General features: G+C 64.3%; 21 protein-coding genes and 1 rRNA gene. 11 read left to right on the plus strand and 11 right to left on the minus strand.

Going from position 1 to position 18,926, the window contains the following annotated elements; all coding sequences use genetic code 11:
- The first annotated feature begins 217 nt into the window (after positions 1–217).
- The 4 genes from rrf (at position 218) to KVT39_RS13300 (ending at position 1,835) form a co-directional block, all read left to right on the plus strand.
- Positions 218–330 (plus strand): 5S ribosomal RNA (gene rrf / locus KVT39_RS13285).
- A gap of 254 nt (positions 331–584) precedes the next feature.
- Positions 585–989, plus strand: coding sequence for a Cu(I)-responsive transcriptional regulator (gene cueR / locus KVT39_RS13290; protein ID WP_034183477.1), 405 nt, complete (start codon positions 585–587; stop codon positions 987–989).
- A 216-nt stretch (positions 990–1,205) separates the two neighbouring features.
- A complete protein-coding gene (locus KVT39_RS13295) occupies positions 1,206–1,352 on the plus strand; it encodes a DUF3563 family protein (RefSeq protein ID WP_072445473.1) in 147 nt (48 codons plus the stop codon).
- Positions 1,353–1,466: 114 nt separating this feature from the next.
- Complete coding sequence (locus KVT39_RS13300; protein ID WP_034183478.1) at positions 1,467–1,835, plus strand: hypothetical protein; 369 nt, start codon at positions 1,467–1,469, stop codon at positions 1,833–1,835.
- 15 nt (positions 1,836–1,850) lie between these two features.
- On the opposite strand, the gene KVT39_RS13305 is transcribed toward KVT39_RS13300, so the two are convergent.
- Positions 1,851–2,696 carry a 23S rRNA (adenine(2030)-N(6))-methyltransferase RlmJ gene (locus tag KVT39_RS13305; protein ID WP_105391865.1) on the minus strand — a complete coding sequence of 282 codons (846 nt, stop codon included), beginning with the start codon at positions 2,694–2,696 and terminating at the stop codon, positions 1,851–1,853.
- 111 nt (positions 2,697–2,807) lie between these two features.
- The gene (locus KVT39_RS13310; protein WP_034183480.1) at positions 2,808–3,779 is read right to left on the minus strand and encodes an aldo/keto reductase; all 972 of its coding nucleotides are present in this window, start codon (positions 3,777–3,779) and stop codon (positions 2,808–2,810) included.
- Positions 3,780–3,942: 163 nt separating this feature from the next.
- Here KVT39_RS13310 and KVT39_RS13315 point away from each other — a divergent pair, with 163 nt between their 5' ends.
- The gene (locus tag KVT39_RS13315) at positions 3,943–4,731 is read left to right on the plus strand and encodes a 3-hydroxybutyrate dehydrogenase (RefSeq protein ID WP_217589317.1); all 789 of its coding nucleotides are present in this window, start codon (positions 3,943–3,945) and stop codon (positions 4,729–4,731) included.
- Between the two features lie 117 nt (positions 4,732–4,848).
- Here KVT39_RS13315 and KVT39_RS13320 read toward each other — a convergent pair whose 3' ends face one another.
- Entirely contained in the window at positions 4,849–6,048 is a 1,200-nt protein-coding gene (locus KVT39_RS13320; RefSeq protein WP_034183482.1) for an amino acid aminotransferase, read from the minus strand.
- Between the two features lie 250 nt (positions 6,049–6,298).
- On the opposite strand from KVT39_RS13320, the gene uvrB reads away from it, so the two are divergent.
- From uvrB to KVT39_RS13345, 5 genes are all read left to right on the plus strand, one after another.
- Entirely contained in the window at positions 6,299–8,389 is a 2,091-nt protein-coding gene (gene uvrB / locus KVT39_RS13325) for an excinuclease ABC subunit UvrB (protein WP_034183483.1), read from the plus strand.
- A 227-nt stretch (positions 8,390–8,616) separates the two neighbouring features.
- Positions 8,617–9,168, plus strand: a complete 552-nt coding sequence (locus KVT39_RS13330; protein WP_034183484.1) for an iron transporter — start codon at positions 8,617–8,619, stop codon at positions 9,166–9,168.
- A gap of 55 nt (positions 9,169–9,223) precedes the next feature.
- A complete protein-coding gene (locus tag KVT39_RS13335) occupies positions 9,224–9,556 on the plus strand; it encodes a cupredoxin domain-containing protein (RefSeq protein ID WP_034183485.1) in 333 nt (110 codons plus the stop codon).
- Between the two features lie 58 nt (positions 9,557–9,614).
- A complete protein-coding gene (locus tag KVT39_RS13340) occupies positions 9,615–10,457 on the plus strand; it encodes an FTR1 family protein (RefSeq protein ID WP_027784952.1) in 843 nt (280 codons plus the stop codon).
- Entirely contained in the window at positions 10,454–11,851 is a 1,398-nt protein-coding gene (locus KVT39_RS13345; protein ID WP_217589318.1) for a 4Fe-4S binding protein, read from the plus strand. Before KVT39_RS13340 ends, KVT39_RS13345 begins: the two co-directional genes overlap by 4 nt.
- Before the next feature lie 327 nt (positions 11,852–12,178).
- Here the strand turns inward: KVT39_RS13345 and hemP are convergent, their stop codons facing one another.
- The 3 genes from hemP to KVT39_RS13360 form a co-directional block, all read right to left on the minus strand.
- A complete protein-coding gene (hemP, locus tag KVT39_RS13350) occupies positions 12,179–12,424 on the minus strand; it encodes a hemin uptake protein HemP (protein WP_034183487.1) in 246 nt (81 codons plus the stop codon).
- Positions 12,425–12,561: 137 nt separating this feature from the next.
- Positions 12,562–13,044: an SRPBCC family protein gene (locus tag KVT39_RS13355; RefSeq protein WP_034183488.1), complete on the minus strand. Its 483-nt coding sequence runs from the start codon at positions 13,042–13,044 to the stop codon at positions 12,562–12,564.
- A 100-nt stretch (positions 13,045–13,144) separates the two neighbouring features.
- Entirely contained in the window at positions 13,145–14,017 is an 873-nt protein-coding gene (locus KVT39_RS13360; RefSeq protein ID WP_105391868.1) for a pirin family protein, read from the minus strand.
- A 122-nt stretch (positions 14,018–14,139) separates the two neighbouring features.
- On the opposite strand from KVT39_RS13360, the gene KVT39_RS13365 reads away from it, so the two are divergent.
- A complete protein-coding gene (locus KVT39_RS13365; protein WP_034183490.1) occupies positions 14,140–15,114 on the plus strand; it encodes a LysR family transcriptional regulator in 975 nt (324 codons plus the stop codon).
- A 397-nt stretch (positions 15,115–15,511) separates the two neighbouring features.
- Here KVT39_RS13365 and KVT39_RS13370 read toward each other — a convergent pair whose 3' ends face one another.
- The 5 genes from KVT39_RS13370 to murI form a co-directional block, all read right to left on the minus strand.
- A complete protein-coding gene (locus KVT39_RS13370; protein ID WP_217589319.1) occupies positions 15,512–15,940 on the minus strand; it encodes a biopolymer transporter ExbD in 429 nt (142 codons plus the stop codon).
- 13 nt (positions 15,941–15,953) lie between these two features.
- Positions 15,954–16,685 (minus strand): MotA/TolQ/ExbB proton channel family protein, encoded by a 732-nt coding sequence (locus KVT39_RS13375; RefSeq protein WP_034183491.1) that lies wholly within the window; start codon positions 16,683–16,685, stop codon positions 15,954–15,956.
- A gap of 36 nt (positions 16,686–16,721) precedes the next feature.
- Complete coding sequence (locus KVT39_RS13380) at positions 16,722–17,456, minus strand: energy transducer TonB (RefSeq protein ID WP_034183492.1); 735 nt, start codon at positions 17,454–17,456, stop codon at positions 16,722–16,724.
- Positions 17,457–17,674: 218 nt separating this feature from the next.
- Positions 17,675–17,911, minus strand: coding sequence for a bacterioferritin-associated ferredoxin (locus KVT39_RS13385; RefSeq protein WP_039370093.1), 237 nt, complete (start codon positions 17,909–17,911; stop codon positions 17,675–17,677).
- Between the two features lie 150 nt (positions 17,912–18,061).
- Entirely contained in the window at positions 18,062–18,925 is an 864-nt protein-coding gene (murI, locus tag KVT39_RS13390; protein ID WP_034183494.1) for a glutamate racemase, read from the minus strand.
- Position 18,926 lies beyond the last annotated feature (1 nt).

Here is an 18,926-nt window from a genome sequence, read left to right on the forward strand (position 1 = left end):
TCAGGTGTGTAAGCGCAGTAATGCGTTCAGCTAACTGATACTAATTGCCCGTAAGGCTTGATCCTATAACAAGTCTGCCTTGTAGATCGGCGCCGTGCGCAAGCACTGGCTGCGATCCAAAGCGACATGTTGGATTCTCGTGTGTGATACACACAACTCAAAATTACTGCTTCTTCCCGATTGGTCGCGCTGCGAAGCAACGCGACAACCCTCTTTGCCTGATGACCATAGCGAGTCGGTCCCACCCCTTCCCATCCCGAACAGGACCGTGAAACGACTCTACGCCGATGATAGTGCGGATTCCCGTGTGAAAGTAGGTAATCGTCAGGCTCCCTAAGCCAAAAACCCCCGCCCGAAAGGCGGGGGTTTTTGCATTTCAGCGGCGGAAATGCGAGGCGGCCGGGCAACGGGTAGCGTGCTCCATCATCGCATCCCCTCGGCGTCCGCCGGAGATCAGCCGTCTTCCTTCTACCTGCACCCACCGCGGAACGAAGCCGCGTGATTTGGTACGATCGAAATGTCGTCGGCGATTGCATACGTCGACGTTCACGTTCGAAACCGGGACTTGATGGAGAGGGCGGGGAATGAATATCGGTGACGCGTCGCGCGAATCCGGAGTCAGCGCAAAAATGATCCGGTACTACGAGCAGGTCGGCCTTCTTGCGCCGAGCAAGCGTACCGACGCCGGCTATCGGATCTACGGCGCGGACGAAATCCACATCCTGCGCTTCATCCGTCAGGCGCGACGGCTTGGCTTTCTCGTCGAGGACATCCGCAAGCTGCTGATGCTCTGGCAAGATCGCTCCCGCGCCAGCGCCGAAGTGAAGTCGATCGCCCTCGAGCACGTGGCCGAACTCGACAGGCGCATCGCCGAACTGAGCGACATGCGCGATACGCTGGCCGACCTGGCCGCGCACTGCCATGGTGACGGACGGCCAGAATGCCCGATTTTGGCGCGCTTGGCCGATCCCGTCAGTGAACCAGATTAGTGCGTGCACTCAGGGCTCGAAATGGGTGCCTGACTCAACCTCTATAAAAATCAATAAGTTAGGTTTGGTGGGTGCGCGCCCATTCCGAATTGGAATGCTTTCCATGCAAGTATTTCACTAGCATCTTGGTGCGGCGTCGCTATAATTCGGGAATACCCTATACGGGAAATCCCTGAATCTCGATTCGCCAGGGGTCCCCCTTCCTTGGAGAACATCATGATCGCCTACATCGTCGAAAAGCTGAGCAACTGGTTCGAATCCGCAGAACGTGAGCGCCGTGAGGCTTACCTCGCCACGTCGTCGGATATCGTCCAGCTCGAGCACCGCATCCGTTCGCTCGAAACCAACGGCTACTCGCTGTAATTCGAGTCACCGTCAGGTGCCGCGTGGCACCGACCGATAAGCAAGCCCCGTGTTGACGGGGCTTTGTTTTTTTGTGCGCCGGATCTGGCGAAATCGCTGCCGCGGCGCTATGGTATGGGCCTACTTTTCACCGTGAAGGACACGATCATGCGTTTGCGTCTCGATGTGCGTCGCAGTGCCCGCGCGCGTCTCGTTCTGGGCGCGGCCGTGCTTGTCCATGGCTTCGCGGCCGGTGCCGCGACTTCGTCCAAACCGCTGATTCTCGATACGCAACGCGGTATCCAGGACGGTAAGGGCGGGCTGGTGCTGCAGACAGCGCCGTTGTCTTCCGAGCCGATCGTCGAGCCGGCGGGCATGCGGGCTCCGGCCGGGCAAGCGCCGAACACGTCGGTGCCGCTGTTCGTCGCACCCTATATCAATGTGCCCGGCTGGGGAGTACCGCCGGCCAACCAACCGAGACTCGCACCGAGGCCGCAGCCGTAACGGCCGGTCGCCCGGTCAATTTCCGCGGTGCTCGATCTGACAACGGGCGCCGCTATCCTGTCCCAGCACCTCGACCAGATAGGGCAGTGCCTCGTTCATGCTCTGCGCAAGCGTATACGGCGGATTCAGGATGAACATCCCGCTGCCGTAGAGGCCCAGTCCATCGGTAGGCGGATTCGATACCGTCAGTGTCAGGTGCAGCCAGTTGTTCGGTTGCAGGCGCTTCAACTGCTCGGGAAAGCGCTGCGATTCCGTCCGCGTGACCTGCGGATACCAGATCGCGTAGCAGCCCGTCGCGAAACGCTTCAGGCATTCCGTCACGCAGCTTACCGTGCGCGCGTAATCCTTCTTGTCCTCGTAGGACGGGTCGATCAGCACGAGTGCGCGTCGCGGCGGCGGCGGCAGCAGCGCCTTGATGCCTTCGAAGCCGTCGCCGGCGAAGATCATCGCGCGTCGCCCGGCGTCGCGGAAGTTGTGGCGCAGCACGTCGATTTCCGTCGTGTGCATTTCGAACAGGCGCATCCGGTCCTGCTCACGCATCGATCGCCATGCGATATACGGGGAACCAGGGTAGAAGCGCAGTTCGCCGTCGTCGTTCAGTGCGCGTACTTCGTCCACATAATCACCCAGCGCTTCCGGCAGGTTCTTGTCGTTCCATAGCCGGCCGATGCCGGTGTCGAATTCCGCCGTCTTTGCCGCGTAGCCGTCGCGCAGCGAGTACACGCCGGCACCGGCATGCGTGTCGATGTACCAGTACGACTTGTCTTTCTTGTTCAGGTAGCGCAGCAGTTGGACGACGACGGCGTGCTTGAGCACGTCCGCGTGATTGCCTGCGTGAAAACCGTGACGATAACTGAGCATGGCGGGCTGCCTGAAACAGAAGGTGAATCGATGAAAGCGGTCGATCGGGTGCGGCTGTCAGGCCGGGCGCCGATGCGGCCGCGTATTGTACGCGAGTGGCCGTGAGTCGCCTTACTCGTATGCGTCGCCGACGACCTCTTCGATGCGTTGCTTCACATCCGGCGTCAACTTCGCGGCGACGTCGAGCGCGCGCATGTTCTCGCCGATCTGCTCGATTCGCGATGCGCCGGTGATCACCGAGCTCACGCGCGGATTCGCGAGCACCCACGCGATCGCGAGCTGGCCCGTGCTGCAGCCGAGGTCGACCGCGATCCCGCCGAGCCGTTCGACGATGTCGTTGCTGGCCTGATCGGTCAACCGGTCGCGCATCCAGTCGTAACCCTGCAACTGCGCGCGGCTGCCCGGCGGAACACCGTTGCGGTACTTGCCGGTGAGCAGGCCCGATGCCAGCGGGCTCCAGGTCGTGAGGCCGAGGCCGTAGTCGTCGTAGAGCCGCGCATATTCCCGTTCGACCCGCGTGCGGTGGAACAGGTTGTACTGGGGTTGCTCGACGACCGGCTTGTGCAGGTGATGCCGTTCGGCGATCTCGCACGCGGCACGGATCTCGTCGGCGCTCCATTCCGACGTGCCCCAATACAACGCCTTGCCGCGCACGATCATGTCACTCATCGCCCAGACGGTTTCCTCGATCGGTGTGTTTGGATCGGGCCGATGGCAATAGACGAGGTCGACATAATCGAGCTGCAGCCGGCGCAGCGAGCCGTCGATCGCGTTCAGCAGGTATTTCCGGTTCAGCGTGTGATACTGGTTCGGTGCTTCCGCGAGCCCCCAGAAGAACTTCGTGGACACGATATAGCTGATGCGCGGCCAGTCGAGCGATTTGAGCGCGTGGCCCATGATTTCCTCGGATTTGCCGCCGGCGTAAACCTCGGCGTTGTCGAAGAAGTTGACACCCGCGTCGCGTGCCGCGGCGAGGCATTCCCGCGCGACCCGCTGATCGACCTGATTGCCGTACGTGACCCACGAGCCGAGCGAGAGCGCGCTGATCTGCAGGCCGGAACGGCCTAGCCGTCGATAGTGCATGCGAATCTCCTGCGTGACAGAACCGATCTTAAGCTTAGACGTTTTGCGCGCGAACGGCGGGGCGGATCGTGCACAATGACGGCTGGCCCGCCGGTACGTCGCGCGATGAAAGCGGATGCGGCCGGCGCGTGTTTTATCGATCCGATAACGGGAGGAGACGGACATGGCAGCAGATCTGAATGGCAAGACCGCAGTCGTCACGGGCGCCGCAAGCGGCATCGGCAAGGAAATCGCACTCGAGCTCGCGAAAGCGGGCGCGGCCGTCGCGATCGCCGACCTGAACCAGGACGGCGCGAATGCGGTCGCCGACGAGATCAACAAGGCAGGCGGCAAGGCGATCGGCGTCGCGATGGACGTGACGAACGAGGAAGCCGTGAACAGCGGCATCGACAAGGCTGCCGAAACGTTCGGCTCGGTCGACATCCTCGTGTCGAACGCGGGCATCCAGATCGTCAACCCGATCGAGAACTACGCGTTCTCCGACTGGAAGAAGATGCAGGCGATCCACGTCGACGGCGCATTCCTGACGACGAAGGCCGCGCTCAAGCACATGTACAAGGACGATCGCGGCGGCGTCGTGATCTACATGGGTTCGGTGCACTCGCACGAAGCGTCGCCGCTGAAGTCGGCGTACGTGACGGCCAAGCACGGCCTGCTCGGCCTCGCACGCGTGCTCGCGAAGGAAGGCGCGAAGCACAACGTGCGCTCGCACGTCGTGTGTCCGGGCTTCGTGCGCACGCCGCTGGTCGACAAGCAGATTCCGGAGCAGGCGAAGGAGCTCGGGATCAGCGAAGAGGAAGTGGTGAAGAAGGTGATGCTCGGCAACACGGTCGACGGCGTGTTCACGACGGTGCAGGACGTCGCGCAGACGGTGCTGTTCCTGTCGGCGTTCCCGAGCGCCGCGCTCACCGGCCAGTCGGTCGTCGTCAGCCACGGCTGGTTCATGCAGTAACGCGGGCGCGGGCGGCGTAGCTGCCCGCTGCGATGAACGGCACAAAAAAACGCGCTCCGGGGAGCGCGTTTTTCATTTCGGCGGGGCCGGCGGCGGCGGCCGCCTGCCGGTGCCGAGTTACTTCAGCACGGCTGCGATTGCATTGGCGACCGCGTCGAGGTTGCGCGTGTTCAGCGCTGCGACGCAGATCCGGCCCGTGCCGACCGCATAGATGCCGAACTCGTCGCGCAGGCGATCGACTTGCGCCGAGGTCAGGCCCGAATACGAGAACATCCCGCGTTGCGCGTTGATGAAGCTGAAGTCGCGATCGACGCCGCTCGCCTTCAGGCGCTCGACGAGACCATTGCGCATCGCGCGGATGCGATCGCGCATTTCACCAAGCTCCTGCACCCACGAAGCGTGCAGTTCCGGCGATGCGAGCACCGCTGCGACGACCGCGCCGCCATGGGTCGGCGGGTTCGAGTAGTTCGTGCGGATCACGCGCTTCAGTTGCGACAGCACGCGCGTGGCTTCTTCCTTGCTCGACGTGATGATCGACAGCGCGCCGACGCGCTCGCCGTACAGCGAGAACGACTTCGAGAACGACGACGACACGAACGCGTTCAGGTCGGCCGCGGCAAACAGGCGCACGGCGGCCGCATCGGCCTCGATGTTCTCGCCGAAGCCCTGATACGCCATGTCGAGGAACGGCACGAGGTTGCGCGCCTTCACGACGTCGACGACTTGTTGCCATTGCGCTTCGGTGAGGTCCACGCCGGTCGGGTTGTGGCAGCACGCGTGCAGCACGACGACCGTGCCTGCCGCATAGCCGTTCAGCGCCGACAGCATGCCTTCGAAGTTCACGCCGTTGGTGGCGGCGTCGTAATACGGGTACGCGACGACTTCGAAGCCGGCCGCTTCGAACAGCGCGCGGTGGTTTTCCCAACTCGGATCGCTGATTGCGACCTTCACGTTCGGGTTCACGGTGCGCAGGAAATCGGCGCCGATCTTCAGTGCGCCCGTGCCGCCCAGTGCCTGGGCCGTGACCACGCGGCCCGCTGCGATCAGCGGCGAATCGTTGCCGAGCAGCAGCTTCTGCACGGCCGCATCGTAGGCGGCGATCCCGTCGATCGGCAGGTAGCCGCGCGGCAGGCCGGCCTCGACACGCACCTTCTCTGCTTCGCGAACCGCGCGCAGCAGCGGAATCTTGCCTTCTTCGTTCGTGTACACGCCGACGCCGAGGTTGACCTTGGTCGGACGCGCATCGGCGTTGAAGGCTTCGTTCAGGCCCAGGATCGGGTCGCGGGGAGCAAGCTGGACAGCGGAGAAGAGCGACATGATGATTCGGCAGTAGTGAAAAGAGGGTCAGGCTTTCAGCCGGCGGGCGGGCGCAGCGAACCGCGCGCCAACGGGCGCGACGCCGGAAAGCGCAGCAGCCTGACATTGTAGCGAATTCGCGCTGGCGGGGGCGCGCGATTCGGCGGCGAATCGCGATTTCGGGCGGCCGTCGCGCGTCAGGAGCCGACAGCAGTTCGCGCGGCCGCGAAGCGCTAGAATGCTTTCTTTGCCCTCGCTCCGGCCGCATTCCATGTCCGAACATCATGCCGAAGTCGGCGACGCGCTCGACGAATCCAAATTCGTCACCTTCGAAGGGTCGCCGTTCCAGCTGTATCAACCGTATCCGCCCGCAGGCGACCAGCCGACCGCGATCGACACGCTCGTCGAAGGTATCGGCGACGGCCTTGCCTTCCAGACGCTGCTCGGCGTGACGGGTTCGGGCAAGACCTTCACGATGGCGAACACGATCGCGCGGCTCGGCCGCCCGGCGATCGTGTTCGCGCCGAACAAGACGCTCGCGGCCCAGCTTTATGCCGAGTTCCGCGAGTTCTTCCCGCGCAACGCGGTCGAGTACTTCGTCTCGTACTACGACTACTACCAGCCTGAGGCCTACGTGCCGCAGCGCGACCTGTTCATCGAGAAGGATTCGTCGATCAACGAGCACATCGAGCAGATGCGGCTGTCGGCGACGAAGAGCCTGATGGAGCGCCGCGACGTGGTGATCGTCGCGACGGTGTCGGCGATCTACGGTATCGGCAACCCGTCCGAATACCACCAGATGATCCTGACGCTGCGCACCGGCGACAAGCTCGGCCAGCGCGACGTGATCGCGCGGCTGATCGCGATGCAATACACGCGCAACGAGCAGGATTTCCAGCGCGGCACGTTCCGCGTGCGCGGCGACACGATCGACATCTTCCCGGCCGAACATGCGGAAATGGCCGTGCGCGTCGAGCTGTTCGACGACGAGGTCGAGACGCTGCACCTGTTCGACCCGCTGACCGGGCGCGTGCGGCAGAAGATTCCGCGCTTCACCGTGTATCCGTCGTCGCACTACGTGACGCCGCGCGACACCGTGATGCGCGCGGTCGAGACGATCAAGGACGAATTGCGCGAACGCCTCGAATTCTTCCACCGCGACGGCAAGCTCGTCGAGGCGCAGCGCCTCGAGCAGCGCACGCGCTTCGACCTCGAGATGCTGCAGGAGCTCGGCTTCTGCAAGGGCATCGAGAACTACTCGCGGCATTTCTCGGGCGCCGCGCCCGGCGAGCCGCCGCCGACGCTCGTCGACTACCTGCCGCCCGATGCGCTGATGCTGCTCGACGAATCGCACGTGCTGATCGGCCAGTTGAACGGCATGTACAACGGCGACCGCGCGCGCAAGGAAAACCTCGTCAATTACGGGTTTCGCCTGCCGTCGGCGCTCGACAACCGGCCGCTCAAGTTCCCCGAGTTCGAACGCAAGATGCGCCAGGTCGTGTTCGTGTCGGCCACGCCGGCCGACTACGAGAAGCGCGTGACTGGGCAGGTCGCCGAACAGGTCGTGCGGCCGACGGGGCTCGTCGATCCGGAAATCGAAGTGCGGCCGGCGAGCTCGCAGGTCGACGACGTGCTGACCGAGATCAACGCGCGCGTGAAGGCCGGCGAGCGCGTGCTGATCACCGTGCTGACGAAGCGCATGGCCGAACAGCTGACCGAGTTTCTGGCCGACCATGGCGTCAAGGTGCGCTACCTGCACAGCGACATCGACACGGTCGAGCGTGTCGAGATCATCCGCGATCTGCGGCTCGGCACGTTCGACGTGCTGGTCGGGATCAACCTGCTGCGCGAGGGCCTCGACATTCCCGAAGTGTCGCTCGTCGCGATCCTCGATGCGGACAAGGAGGGCTTCCTGCGCGCCGAACGCTCGCTGATCCAGACGATCGGCCGCGCCGCGCGGAACGTGAACGGCAAGGCGATTCTCTATGCCGACACGATGACCGAGTCGATGAAGCGCGCGATCGGCGAAACCGAGCGGCGCCGCGCGAAGCAGATCGCGCACAACGAGAAAATGGGCATCACGCCGCGCGGCGTCGTGAAGCGCATCAAGGACATCATCGACGGTGTCTACAACGCGGACGAGGCGCGCGCGGAGCTGAAGGAGGCGCAGCAACGCGCGAAATTCGAGGACATGTCGGAAAAGCAGCTCGCGAAGGAAATCAAGCGTCTCGAGAAGCAGATGGCCGATTACGCGAAGAACCTCGAGTTCGAGAAGGCCGCCGCGACGCGCGACCAGCTTGCGCTGCTGCGCGAGCGCGTGTTCGGCGCGAACGTCGGCGACCACATCAGCGGCGGCCGGTAAATCTTTCCAAACGTCACCAAAACCTGTCAGTAACCGGTCTGTAAGCCTTGTCGGATCAGGGGTTTACACGGTATCCGGTTTGTTCGGAAACCGGTTCGGTGCTAAACTCCGCTATTATTGAGAATAGTTCGCATTAACGTTCTTCATTGCGTTAGTGTTTTCAGCGAGCCGCCCCGGCGGCGGCTCGGATGTCGTCAAGATAGTCAGACAAATAACAAGGAGTGTCCATGTTGGGTTCTTCGTTCATCCGCACGACGGTTGCGGTAGCGGCGGCGCTTGCCGCGATGTCGGCCTCGGCGGCCGAATATCCGATCGGCAAGCAGCAGATCCAGGGCGGCATGGAAATCGGCGCGGTGTACCTGCAGCCGATCACGATGGACCCGGAAGGGATGATGCGCAAGGCGTCGGATTCCGACATCCACCTCGAGGCCGACATCCATGCGGTCAAGAACAACCCGACGGGTTTCGCCGAAGGCGACTGGATGCCGTACCTGCAGGTCGCGTACAAGCTGACGAAGCAGGGCGACACGAAGTGGAAGGCTGAAGGCGACCTGATGGGCATGGTCGCGAGCGACGGTCCGCACTATGGCGACAACGTGAAGCTGAACGGCCCGGGCAAGTACCACCTGACGATGGTCGTCAAGCCGCCGATGCAGTCGGGCCACATGGCGTTCGGCCGTCACGTCGACAAGGAAACGGGCGTGGGCGCATGGTTCAAGCCCATTACGCTCGAGTACGACTTCCCGTTCGCCGGTATCGGCAAGAAGGGCGGTTACTGATCGGCGGCATCACGAACGGCGCGCTTCGGCGCGCCGTCGGCGTAGAGAATCCAGAATGAAAACTCCCCAGAAAATCATCGCCGCAGCCGCTGCGTTGTGGCTTGCAGGCGCAGCGCACGCAGCCGATCTGCCGACGTTCAAGCTCGAGATGGCGGACGGCAAGCTGAATCCCGCCCGCATCGAAGTGCCGGCCGGCCAGCGTTTCAAGATCGAGATCAAGAACACCGGCAAGGGCGCGGCCGAATTCGAGAGCGTGCAACTGCGCAAGGAGAAGGTGCTTGCGCCGGGTGCCGATTCGTTCGTGGTCGTCGCTCCGCTGTCGCCGGGCGAATACAAGTTTTTCGACGATTTCCACCAGCAGGCACAGGGCGTGATCGTCGCGAAGTAACGCGTTTTATCTGCGCGCGAGCATACCAGTCCGTTGCTTCGCGCGTCAGGAGGTATCGATGGGTCAGATCTTGTTCATCGTCTGGCGGGAGAGCGTCGAAGCGCTGCTCGTCGTCGGCATTCTCTATGCATGGCTGAAAAACGGCGACGACGACGCGCGCCGCGGCCTGCCTTTTCTCTGGGCCGGCGTCGGCGTCGGCTTGCTGATGGCGGTCGGCCTTGGTGCCGCGCTGGTCGGTTTCACCGAAGTGCTGTCCGGCGACGCGCAGGACTACTTCCAGACCGCGATGGTGCTGATCGCATGCGTGCTGATCGTGCAGATGGTGCTGTGGATGCGCCGGCACGGGCGCACGCTGAAGCGCGACATGGAGCAATCGCTGCAGCAGAGCACGCGCGATTCGAACTGGTGGGGCGTCGCCGTGCTGGTCGCGCTTGCGATCGCGCGCGAAGGCAGCGAGACGGTGATCTTCCTGTACGGCCTCGGTTTCGGCCAGTCGGGCCACGTCGACGGCAGCCAGATGCTCGCGGTCGTGATTGGCCTCGGTCTCGCGTTCCTCACGTTCTATCTGTTGCAGCTCGGCGGCAAGTACTTCTCGTGGCGGCATTTCTTCCGCGTCACCGAAGTGATGCTGCTGTTCCTCGGCGCGGGCCTGTTCCAGACCGGCGTCGACAAGCTGATCGACAAGGAAATCCTGCCGCTCGGCATCTCGCAGGTGTGGGACACGTCCGCGATCCTCGATGATTCGGGCACGTTCGGCTCGCTCGTCGCGACGCTCACCGGCTATCGCGCGCACCCGGCACTGACCAACCTGGTCGCCTATGCGGTGTACTGGGCGGTTGTCTGGCTGCTGATGAAGCGCGCGAGCCGTCGTCCGGCCGTTGCAGCAGGCCGCGCGGCATGAGCGTTGTCGCCGCAGCCAAGCCGGGCTGGCTCGCGCAGGCCGGCCAGTGGATGCAGCGCCACGGTGCGCTGATCCGCGGCATCCAGTGGGGCGTCGTCGCCGTCTACGCGTTCCTGATCATCGTGCCGGCGGTGTTGCCGCTGCCGGACGATTCCGCGCATCTGTGGAACAACCTGACGCTGATCGCGCAATTCGCGTTCTGGGGCATCTGGTGGCCGTTCGTGCTGCTGTCGATGGTGATGCTCGGCCGCGTCTGGTGCGGCGTGCTGTGCCCGGAAGGTGCACTCACCGAATACGCGAGCAAGTTCGGCCGCGGCGGCCCGATTCCGCGCTGGATTCGGTGGGGCGGCTGGCCGTTCGTCGCGTTCGGGATCACGACGATCTACGGGCAGATGGTGAGCGTGTACCAGTACCCGCTCGCGGTGCTGTTCGTGCTCGGCGGCTCGACCGTCGGCGCGATCGTGATCGGCGTGCTGTACGGCCGCGAGAAGCGCGTGTGGTGCAAGTACCTGTGCCCGGTCAACGGCGTATTCGGGCTGCTCGCGCGGCTCGCGCCGATGCGCTACAAGGTCGACGAGGATGCGTGGCGCCGTTCGTACAAGAATGGCGAGCATGGCCATCGCGTGATTCCGATCAACTGCGCGCCGCTCGTGCCGTTGCGCAGCATGAAGGGCGCCGCGGCGTGCCATATGTGCGGCCGCTGCAGCGGGCACCGCGACGCGATCTCGCTGTCGTCGCGCTCGCCGTCCGACGAGGTCGTGAACCTCGGCGCGCAGCAGGCGAACCCGTGGGATACCGCGCTGATCCTGTACGGCCTGCTCGGCGTTGCGATCGGCGCGTTCCACTGGACCGTCAGTCCGTGGTTCGTGCAGATCAAGCAATGGCTCGCGGGCTGGCTGATCGACCGTGACATCACCTGGCCGCTCGAAACCAACGCGCCTTGGTTCCTGCTCACGCATTATCCGGATCGCAACGACGTGTTCTCCTGGCTCGACGGCGGGCTGATCGTCAGCTATATCGTCGGCACGGGGCTCGTGTACGGCACGGCGCTGCTGGTGCTGCTGGCCGGCGCCACGCTGATGCTCGGCCGCTTCGATCGCGTGCGGCTGCATCACCTCGCGCAGGCGCTGATCCCGATCGCGGGCGCGGGCGTGTTCCTCGGGCTGTCGGCAACGACGTTGTCGTTGCTGCGTGCCGAACACGTGCCGCTCGGCTGGGCAACGGACGTGCGCATCGCGATCCTGGTCGGGGCCAACGCATGGAGTGCGTGGCTCGCGTGGCAAGTGACCGGGCGTTATGCGGCGTGGCCGCGCCGGCTCGCGGCATTCGCGTGGTTCGCCGTCGGGCTTGCGGTCGTCGACAGCGCATGGTGGTTGATGTTCTGGGGTTTCTGAAGCGGCTCGTGTGCGGCCTCGGCTGCGGCTTCGGCTGTGGTGCGAAGCCGCGAGGAAACAAGCGCGGTTCAGCTTTCGGCATGCATTGAGCGACAACGAACGTGGGTGACTAGCGTCACGCATTGGTCGCTCAAACAAAAAAGCGACACGTCGTTCGACGTGTCGCTTTTTTTCTTCCTTGTGCGAGAACCAAAAAAAAGTGGCTTGGCTTGCTGCAACGGCTGCTTGAGTGTGTTTGCACGAAGGGGTCTAGATCTCGCGTGCAAGCCGTTACGCTGGCTAATGCCCAACACCTCTCAGGGAGGTGGTCCCCACAATACTCGGTCGTTACTTCGTCAGGATCAGTTTGCCGAGCCGTGTGGCACGCAACTGATAGGTCTCTCCGTTATGCGCGATGCTGATGTGGCTGTGGCCTTGCAGCAGCGCATCGCTGCTGACGACCCGCGTGCCTGCATCGCGGTTGCCGGCGGGCTTCGCCGGCGTCGTGACCGCTGCCGTCTTTTGACGGCTGCTGCCTGCGGTGCCGGTCGTGCGGCGCAAGGTCAGCGTGGTCGGGCGCATGGTGTCGGTCATTCGGTTGATCGGTGACTGTCGATACGATGGAATGAATTCTAAATGATAACTATTCCCATTTACAAAAACTCTTTATCGATCGAAGCGGTGGACTTGATAGTTTGAATCAAAGGGCGGCCCGCAGGCCGCCACCGGGTTCAGTGCAGCGGATCGGGATCCTTGCGGCCCTGTGCGTATTCACGGATCAGGCGGACCGTGTCGATATCCGACGTGCGGTACGCTTCCTTGACGATTCCGTGCGTCTGCCGTGCTTCTTCGCTGTCGTCCGAGACGGTCAGCGTCGTGCGGTATTCGAAACGCAGGAACAGCTCGTGGTCTTCGCGCTCCTCGATCGTCATCGTCAGCGAGCCGCCGATCTCGCCATCGGCCGCGCGGATGTCGTAGCGGACCTGCTGGTTCGGCGTGAACGTGACGTGGTCGCGTACGGTCGCGTGGCCGTAGTGCAGTTCGCGTTCGAGCGTCGTTTCCGTCCGTTCGTGGACGACGCAGCTATCGAGGCCGAGCACGAACAGCTGCGGCTGTTCGGCGCGCAGCACGAGGCCTTCCCAGAGCTGGTCGCGGGTGAGGGTCGGCACGGCCGGATCATCGGAGTTGATCTGGATCAGGTGTTCGAAGTTCAAGGGTACGGATTCCTTCTGGTGGTGGGCGGCCACATGGTTCAAGAAGTTATTGTGACGCAAAACCATCCGTTTCGCGGCACCTGCCGCCCCCGATCGGGCGTCAGGCTTCGATGCGGCCCATGCGGCCGGTCTGGTAGTCGACGACGGCCTGCCGGATCTCTTCCTCGGTATTCATCACGAACGGGCCGTAGCGGACGATCGGCTCGTTGAGCGGCACGCCGCCGATCAGCAGCAGGTCGAGCGGCGTGTCGCCGGCGGCGAACGTGACCGTGTCGCCGTCGTCGCCGTATACGATCATGTGCCGTGCATCGACAGCCTGCCTGTCGGGCCCGTAGAGGCCCGTTCCGTCGATCGGATAGGCAAACACGCGATAGCCGGCCGGCACGGGCTGCGTGACCGTCGCGCCCGGTTCCAGCGTGAAATGCTGGTAGAGGATCGGCGTGCGCGTCTCGATCGCGGCACGGACGCCGAACGCTTCGCCGGCGATGACGCGCACGCGTGCGCGGCCGTCCGGCGACGTCGCGCTCGGAATGCGGTCGGCGGGGATCTCCTGATAGCGCGGCGCGATCATCTTGTCGCGGCGCGGCAGGTTGACCCATAGCTGGAAGCCGTGGGAGCGGCCGCCCGCCTGCGCGAACGCCGGGTCGGGCATCTCGCTGTGCACGACGCCTGAGCCGGCCGTCATCCACTGCACGTCGCCGGGGCCGAGCGTGCCGGCATGGCCGGACGAGTCGCGATGGCGGAAGCGCCCGTCGAGTGCGTAGGTCACGGTTTCGAAGCCGCGATGCGGATGGTCGGGCGCGCCCACGGCTTCGCCGGGGGCGTAGTCGACGGGGCCCATTTCGTCGAGCAGCAGGAACGGATCGAAATCCATCAGCAGCCGGGTGGGGAACGGGCGGTGAACCACGAAGCCGCCGCCTTCGGTCGTGCGAAGCGCGGGGTAGGTGCGATCAAGCGAGCGAGCGGTCGTCATGCGGAAGCCCTCGAAATCATCGGAATAGCGTTATTTTTGAAACATAGCGCTATTATATTGGGCGTTTAACCGTTCGATTTGCGGCGGTTCGCAATGGATTGTTCTGAAATTGGAACGATGACATGAATATCGATGCGCATAACCTGAACGACCTGATGTACTTTTCGCAGGTTGTCGAACATGGCGGTTTCTCGGCTGCGGAGCGCGTGCTGGGCATCTCGAAATCGCGCCTGTCGCGGCGCCTGACCGAGCTCGAGGCGGCGCTCGGCGTGCGCCTGCTGCAGCGCTCGACGCGCAAGCTCGCGCTGACCGAGGCGGGGGAACTGTTCTACCAGCATTGCCAGGCGATGCTCGCCGAAGCGCAGGCCGCGATGAACGCGGTGCAGCAGCTGCGCGCGTCGCCGCGCGGCTCGGTGCGGGTCAGCGTGCCCGTCACGCTGTCGCAGACGATGTTGTCGCGCATCCTGCCCGAATTCCTGCGTCGTTATCCCGAGGTGAAGGTACACGTCCGCGTGACGAACCGCGTGATCGACCTGTTCGAAGATTCGGTCGACGTCGCGCTGCGAGTTCGCTCGGAACCGCCGCAGAACGCCAACATCGTCGTGCGGCCGCTGTGGCGCACCGAGCAGATGCTGGTCGGCGCGCCGAGCCTGCTGAGCCAGAATGCGCCGCCGCTGGTGCCGGACGACCTGACTTACTTCGAGACGCTCGATACGCCGAGCGTCGACGGGCGGCATGTGTTCAACCTGATCGCGCCGGACGGTACGCGTCATGTGCACGAGCACGACCCGCGGCTCGTGACGGCCGACCTGATGACGATCCGCGAGGCCGTGCTCGACGGCCTCGGCATCGCGGCGCTGCCGGAGATGATGTACGGCAACGCGCTGCGTGCGGGCCAACTGTCGCCCGTGATGCCGGGCTGGACGCTGCCGGTGCCGCAACTGTATGCGGTGTTCGTGTCGCGGCAGGGGATGCCGCCCGCGGTGCGTGCATTCGTCGACTACCTGGTCGAGAAGCTCGATCACGGCGCCTACAAGGAGCCGGGTTGCCCCGAGCGCGAAAAGAACGAAGCAGCGGCCGATGCTTCGGCGACCTGAACACGACGCGCACGACGAGGCAAATTTGTTTTGTCATTGAAGCGTCGCCGGCAATCGCAAGTTTCAATCGCCGGAACCTTGAATGCACGGGCGGGCGGGCCTATATTGAAATCCCATTTCGTGAAGGAAGTTTCTGAGCGAAATCAGGTGGCCGCATATATTGCGAGCCAGATAGGGCAGAACGCGCAGTCCGTGCAGACCACGGTAGCCGCATTTGCGTTGCTCGAGGCGCAACCGATACCGCCGAAGAGCCCGCCGCCCGAAGGCGCCCGCGTGCGCATGAAAAAAGGCCTTCATCTGGCGATGAAGGCCTTTTACTTTGGGGGCGGCCGGCTAGGTACGCCCGGTTAGGGGCGGCCGGCGAGGTGCACCCCGCAAGGTGCGAAACGCGCGTGCGTTACTTCGCTTTCGCGCCCGGCTCCGTCACGAAGCCGAGCTTCGTCAGGCCGCCGGCCTGCGCATCCGACATCACTTCGGCCACATGCTCGTATGCAACCTTGCGGTCCGCACGCAGGTGCAACTCTGGCTGCGGCGTGCGTTTCGCCGCTTCCGCGATGCGTGCCTGCAACTGTTCGCGCGTGACGGTGTGGTCGTCCCACAGGATCGTGCCGTCGCCCTGGATCGCGACGTCGACCGTCTGCGGCTTTTCGTCGACGGGCTGGCTGCTGGCGTGCGGCAGGTCGATCTTCACCGCATGCTGCATCGCCGGGATCGTCACGAGAAAAATGATAAGGAGTACGAGCATGACGTCGACGAGCGGCGTCATGTTGATCTCGCTCATCACGGCATCGTCGTCATCGTCGCTGAAACCGCTGTTCATTGCCATGGTTCACCTCGCCTCAGCTGGCGCGCGTCGCGAGACGCAGGCCGTCGCGCGTCGACGACGATGCGAGGCTCGCGCCCGTCACGAAGTACGCGTGCAGGCCGTGCGCGAAGCGGCGCAGCTTGCTGACGACACCCTTGTTCGCGCGGGTCAGCGCGTTGTAGCCGAGCACGGCCGGGATCGCGACGAACAGGCCGAAGGCCGTCATGATCAGCGATTCGCCGACCGGGCCCGCGACCTGGTCGATCGACGTCTGGCCGGTTGCGCCGATCGCGAGCAGTGCGTGGTAGATCCCCCAGACCGTGCCGAACAGGCCGACGAACGGTGCCGTGCTGCCGATCGACGCGAGGATCGCGAGACCGCTCTGCATGCGCGAGATGCCTTCGTCCATCGTGTCCTTCAGGCAGCGCGTGACCCAGTCCGACACGTCCATGCGATCGTGCAGGTGCGGTTGCGTCTGGTGGTGGTGATCGGCGGCTTCCTTGCCCGACAGCGCGAGTGCGAGGAACGGGTTGTCGTTCGGCGTCGATGCGGCGAGGCCGAGCTTCTTGACGCCGTCGTCGAAATTGTCCGAATGCCAGAACGCCTGTTCGGCGTTCTTCGTGAGGCGGTTCAGGCGAACCACGTTCCAGCCCTTGATGACGATCACGATCCACGACAGGACCGACATCACGAGCAGCGTGATCGCGATGGCGCGCGTGACGAAATCACCTTGCGCCCAGACGTGCGCGATACCGTAGCTTTGCATTTTCTTGTTTCCTTTGAATCTTCCGGATGAGGCAGGTTAGTCGGTGAGCCCGAAGCTGTAGGGCTGTGTGCGGGCGGCGCGGATCGCCTGGCCGTTCTCGATGTACGGACGGCAGGTGGTCGAACGCATCGCGTCGAGTGCGGCATCGTCGAGGCGCGGGTAGCCGCTGCTCTTCTGCAGATCGATGCTTTCGATCTTGCCGGTCACGCCGACGACGAAGTGAACGTAGGCCGTACCCGATTCGCCGCGGCGGCGCGACATCGACGGGTAGTCAGGCTTCACGAAGTTGCATTGGAGCGTCGGCACGTTCTTCGGCGCGCTGACTTGCATCGTCTCGCGAGCCGGGCCGGGCGCGGCGGCCGGTGCTGCGGGAGCGGGCGCGGCGGGAGCGGGCGTCGGATCGGCGGCTGCCGGAGCGGGTGTCGGCGACGGGGCCGGCGATTGCGTAACCGGCTGAGGCGTCGGCTTTGCCGCTTTCGGCACCGGCTTCGGCTCGACCTTCGGCTTGACGCGCGGCACCGGCTTCGGCGGCGCGGGCTGCGGGATCGATTCGGCCGCGACCTGCTGGGCGATCGGTGCCGGCGTGATGAGTTGCGCGGTGATCGTCTGGACCTCGACCGATTTCGGCGGCGGCGCGTTGCGATGCAGCCAGGCGGCAGTCAGCATGACCGCGTGTGCGGCAAGCACACCGACCGCGACGACGATCACTCGGGGATTCATACGTGGTGCAGCCGGCAAGACGCCGGCAGGAGCGGAATGCGAAGCCTGCATGTTAGCTTGAAAGAACGATGTCGCACCCGGGGCGCGGCGGGTGAATCGGCATCACTTGCGGAAGATCAGCAGCGAGATGCAAACGGTGGTCACGAATCCGATCAGCAATTCCATCACAGGCTCCTTGGCAGGTAAGCCGCTGGCTCGCGTAGACGGTGGCTTGCTGACGGTCAAAACAAAAAATGCGGCCGGGGCCGCATGTGCACACTCGGCGCCGGTCAGGCGGCCTTGCGTTCGTAGAACGTGACCGGGATCGGGTGAGCGTGATGCTCGACACCGCACCGGCTCGCGCAGACGCCTTGCTCGGCCATGAGGTCGCGTACGGACTCCTCGCACTTGCCGCAGCACGTGGCCACGCCGAGCTCGAACTGGAGTTCATCGAAAGAGTTCACGCCCTCAGCGAGGGACGCGCGAATCTTGCGATCGGAAACAGACTTGCACACGCAGACGATCATGATGAGTTGCGATAGCTAACGTTAATGCGAATTATTATCATTAATTTTGCTGACGTTGACAAGTCTGGGTCGGGCTTTTTTTAAGGTCATCGGACCCTTGAAACGGCGGGGGCGGCGCAGCCGCATCGGGAGAGGGTGTACCGGCCCGCGTCAGGCGGTCGCGCAGGCGCGCGCGTTCGGCGAGGAAATGGTGACGGATTCGACCGGCGCATCGAGGCCGAGCAGCGTCGACGCGAGCGCCTGCAATTGCCGGCCGTCGCCGGTCGAGCAGAAGCGGGGCGACGCGACGGGCGTGCCGGCGGGCGCGCGCAGGCCGTGCTGGTCGAGCACGCGCGCGAGCTGGAGCGCGATCGCGTCGCTCGTGTCGATGATCGCCATGCGGTCGCCGACAATGTCACGAATCGTTGCGGTGAGAAACGGATAGTGCGTGCAGCCGAGGACGACCGTATCGGCGCCGTCGTCCAGCATCGGCTGCAGATAGCTGTCGAGCAGCGCGCGCAGCGCGGGCGAACCCGTGTCGCCGCTCTCGATTGCCTGCACGAGCCCGTGGCCCGGCTGGCAGATGAAGCGGCAGCCGGCGCCGTGACGTTCGAGCAGCGCCTGGAAGCGCGCGCTGCGCAGCGTGGCCTGGGTGGCGAGCACGCCGGCGACGCCGCTCGCGGACTGCTGGACGGCCGGCTTGATGCCCGGCTCGACGCCGACGAGCGGGATTGCGAGATGCTCGCGTACCGCTGCGATCGACTGGGCGGTCGCCGTATTGCAGGCGACGACGAGCGCCTTCGCGCCCTGACGGACAAACCATTCGCCGATCGCGAGCGTACGCTCGGTGATGAATGCGTCGTCGCGTTCACCGTACGGGATGTAGCGCGTATCGGCCGTATAGACGAACGATTCGCCGGGCAGGTGCGCGCGCACGGCGCGCAGCACCGACAGGCCGCCGAGCCCCGAATCGAAGATTCCGACAGGGGCGGCGGCGTGCATCGCGGGAGCGGCTGGCTGGTTCGTCATCGTCATG

Source organism: Burkholderia sp. GbtcB21 (assembly GCF_019091065.1).
GTDB classification, from domain to species: domain Bacteria; phylum Pseudomonadota; class Gammaproteobacteria; order Burkholderiales; family Burkholderiaceae; genus Burkholderia; species Burkholderia pyrrocinia_C.

What these genes read in the sequence shown, in the direction of transcription:
- cueR (WP_034183477.1), top strand. Translation starts at nt 585, where the DNA reads ATGAATATCGGTGACGCGTCGCGCGAATCCGGAGTCAGCGCAAAAATG.
- KVT39_RS13295 (WP_072445473.1), top strand. Translation starts at nt 1,206, where the DNA reads ATGATCGCCTACATCGTCGAAAAGCTGAGCAACTGGTTCGAATCCGCA.
- KVT39_RS13300 (WP_034183478.1), top strand. Translation starts at nt 1,467, where the DNA reads ATGGGCCTACTTTTCACCGTGAAGGACACGATCATGCGTTTGCGTCTC.
- KVT39_RS13305 (WP_105391865.1), bottom strand. Translation starts at nt 2,696, where the DNA reads ATGCTCAGTTATCGTCACGGTTTTCACGCAGGCAATCACGCGGACGTG.
- KVT39_RS13310 (WP_034183480.1), bottom strand. Translation starts at nt 3,779, where the DNA reads ATGCACTATCGACGGCTAGGCCGTTCCGGCCTGCAGATCAGCGCGCTC.
- KVT39_RS13315 (WP_217589317.1), top strand. Translation starts at nt 3,943, where the DNA reads ATGGCAGCAGATCTGAATGGCAAGACCGCAGTCGTCACGGGCGCCGCA.
- KVT39_RS13320 (WP_034183482.1), bottom strand. Translation starts at nt 6,048, where the DNA reads ATGTCGCTCTTCTCCGCTGTCCAGCTTGCTCCCCGCGACCCGATCCTG.
- uvrB (WP_034183483.1), top strand. Translation starts at nt 6,299, where the DNA reads ATGTCCGAACATCATGCCGAAGTCGGCGACGCGCTCGACGAATCCAAA.
- KVT39_RS13330 (WP_034183484.1), top strand. Translation starts at nt 8,617, where the DNA reads ATGTTGGGTTCTTCGTTCATCCGCACGACGGTTGCGGTAGCGGCGGCG.
- KVT39_RS13335 (WP_034183485.1), top strand. Translation starts at nt 9,224, where the DNA reads ATGAAAACTCCCCAGAAAATCATCGCCGCAGCCGCTGCGTTGTGGCTT.
- KVT39_RS13340 (WP_027784952.1), top strand. Translation starts at nt 9,615, where the DNA reads ATGGGTCAGATCTTGTTCATCGTCTGGCGGGAGAGCGTCGAAGCGCTG.
- KVT39_RS13345 (WP_217589318.1), top strand. Translation starts at nt 10,454, where the DNA reads ATGAGCGTTGTCGCCGCAGCCAAGCCGGGCTGGCTCGCGCAGGCCGGC.
- hemP (WP_034183487.1), bottom strand. Translation starts at nt 12,424, where the DNA reads ATGACCGACACCATGCGCCCGACCACGCTGACCTTGCGCCGCACGACC.
- KVT39_RS13360 (WP_105391868.1), bottom strand. Translation starts at nt 14,017, where the DNA reads ATGACGACCGCTCGCTCGCTTGATCGCACCTACCCCGCGCTTCGCACG.
- KVT39_RS13365 (WP_034183490.1), top strand. Translation starts at nt 14,140, where the DNA reads ATGAATATCGATGCGCATAACCTGAACGACCTGATGTACTTTTCGCAG.
- KVT39_RS13370 (WP_217589319.1), bottom strand. Translation starts at nt 15,940, where the DNA reads ATGGCAATGAACAGCGGTTTCAGCGACGATGACGACGATGCCGTGATG.
- KVT39_RS13375 (WP_034183491.1), bottom strand. Translation starts at nt 16,685, where the DNA reads ATGCAAAGCTACGGTATCGCGCACGTCTGGGCGCAAGGTGATTTCGTC.
- KVT39_RS13380 (WP_034183492.1), bottom strand. Translation starts at nt 17,456, where the DNA reads ATGCAGGCTTCGCATTCCGCTCCTGCCGGCGTCTTGCCGGCTGCACCA.
- KVT39_RS13385 (WP_039370093.1), bottom strand. Translation starts at nt 17,911, where the DNA reads ATGATCGTCTGCGTGTGCAAGTCTGTTTCCGATCGCAAGATTCGCGCG.
- murI (WP_034183494.1), bottom strand. Translation starts at nt 18,925, where the DNA reads ATGACGATGACGAACCAGCCAGCCGCTCCCGCGATGCACGCCGCCGCC.